The 1,880-nt window shown below is 45.7% G+C and carries 2 protein-coding genes and 1 pseudogene; 2 read left to right on the top strand and 1 reads right to left on the bottom strand.

Annotation, left to right across the window (positions count from 1 at the left end):
* Window positions 1–227: 227 nt before the first annotated feature.
* Both J5224_RS26100 and J5224_RS26105 read left to right on the top strand, forming a co-directional pair.
* Window positions 228–530: a hypothetical protein gene (locus tag J5224_RS26100; protein WP_264628093.1), complete on the top strand. Its 303-nt coding sequence runs from the start codon at window positions 228–230 to the stop codon at window positions 528–530.
* Between the two features lie 5 nt (window positions 531–535).
* Window positions 536–1,300: an alpha/beta hydrolase gene (locus tag J5224_RS26105; RefSeq protein ID WP_264628094.1), complete on the top strand. Its 765-nt coding sequence runs from the start codon at window positions 536–538 to the stop codon at window positions 1,298–1,300.
* Between the two features lie 135 nt (window positions 1,301–1,435).
* Here J5224_RS26105 and J5224_RS26110 read toward each other — a convergent pair.
* Window positions 1,436–1,880, bottom strand: a pseudogene (locus J5224_RS26110) (anion transporter); the annotation flags it as partial.

Raw genomic sequence — 1,880 nt, forward strand, 5'->3', positions numbered from 1 at the left:
TCCTACGCCAGTGGATAAGTTGCGCTCCGCTGTCTACGCTTGTGTCAGCTGTGATAGTTACCGCGCGCAAATGTTTCAATTCAAATTTTTACATAACACATCTTAATGCATCTCTGCGTGCCTGCACGCGGTGTTTTGCCGATAGCTGCGGCCAAAGCACCATGAATAAAAATGCATTTCGGTGAAACCATTCCGTAATAAATATATCTTTATTAAAGGTGATTTCTATGTTTATTGTGACGAATAGGAATGTGAATAAAAATGGCAAGGACTTGAAACTGTTTGGTGATACGGCTAATGAAAATGGTCCTAATGAATTACGATTGGTAGCGGCAGAGAAAAAAGAGGGTAAGTGGACGGTTAATATTCTTCCCGATAAGATAACTGAGAAAATGAAAACAGAAGTTAATCTGACTGACGCCGGTGTGACTTATTATGCCAGTGATTATGTTGCTGCCGTTTTGTTTAAAAAATTACAGGCAGAGAAAAGAAATTTGCTGTTTTTGTCCATGGTTATAATAATAACATAGAGGATGTGCTGGAACGTGCAGCACGGCTGGAAGCACTTTATAATGTTGAAGTGTTGGTTTTCTCTTGGCCAGCCAATGGGGGCGGCGTATGGGGTACGGCCTCATACCTTAGCGATAAAAGAGATGCGCGGGCCTCAACGGGAGCCCTCGATCGCTGCCTGGGCCGCATGGCAGCACTGTTCAGGGAACAGGTGGAAAAGGTAAAAATTGAGATTGTAAAAAAAGTCGATAAACAACTTGGGAGCAATGCTTCAACGGAAAAGCGTAATGCATTGATCATGCGGCTACAGGAAGATAAATGCCCAATATCCATCAATATGATGACACACAGCATGGGCAACTATTTGTATCAATATACCTTGTACCCTGAGAGTTCAAACGCACATGAACTGCTGTTCGATAATGTCATATTGGCGGCTGCTGATGCCAATAATAAAGATCATAAACAATGGGTGGATAAAATACCCTGTCGTAAGTCTGTCTACATCACGATTAATGAAGATGATAGTGCACTGAAATTATCAAGAGCAAAATTAGGTGAGCAACAATTGCCACGATTGGGTCATCATTTGCATAACCTTGATGCAAAACAGGCCATTTATGTAGACTTCACAGAGGTTGTTGGCAGCAGTCATGCGTATTTTGAAGGTGATGCGGTCTCAAACTCAAACAGCTCAGCATTTCGTTTTTTCAATCGCGTTTTTAACGGTGAAAGCGTTTATGACGAACTGTCATTCAACGCCGGGATAAACTGCTATCGCCTCAAGTAAAGCAGCGTGAACATCAGTGTGTATCAACACCCGGCTTGGCCGGGTGTTTTCTTATGCTATAAATCTCTAAGCCTGCTGACACTGCCGGAGTGTTCGGGCGTGCTTATTACAAATCAGCCAATCAGTAGGGGCAGTCTAGGATCCGAAATAGTACAGACCGTAGCCCACCACGGCGGCCCAGAGTAGCAACGGCAAAGAGTAGAAATGAAAGCGCCACCAGATACGGCGATCGTTGGCCATACGTAGAGCGATCAAATTTGCCAGCGAACCTGGCAACAGACCGAATCCCCCCACGTTTACCGCCCAGGCGAGTAGGGTGTCTGGCGGAACGTAATTCAGTAGCAAAATGGTGGCAGGCACGTTACTGATAAACTGCGACAAACCAATGGCCGTCAGCCACAATTCAGCCGGTGACAGATACCGGGTACTACTGAGAACATCGTGAAGCGCAGGTAGCTGTATTAGCAAGTGAACGTCGATAAACATCGCCATAAAAACCAGCAGCAGAGTCCAGTCAACCGTCAGGATGACCCGGCGCTCGAGCACTACAAAGCCCGCTGCCACCAGTGCCAGCCCCCAC

It is taken from the genome of Candidatus Symbiopectobacterium sp. NZEC135, from assembly GCF_025962695.1.

Bases quoted from the DNA above. Each gene is read 5' to 3' on its own strand.
- J5224_RS26100 (WP_264628093.1), top strand. From the start codon at position 228: ATGTTTATTGTGACGAATAGGAATGTGAATAAAAATGGCAAGGACTTG.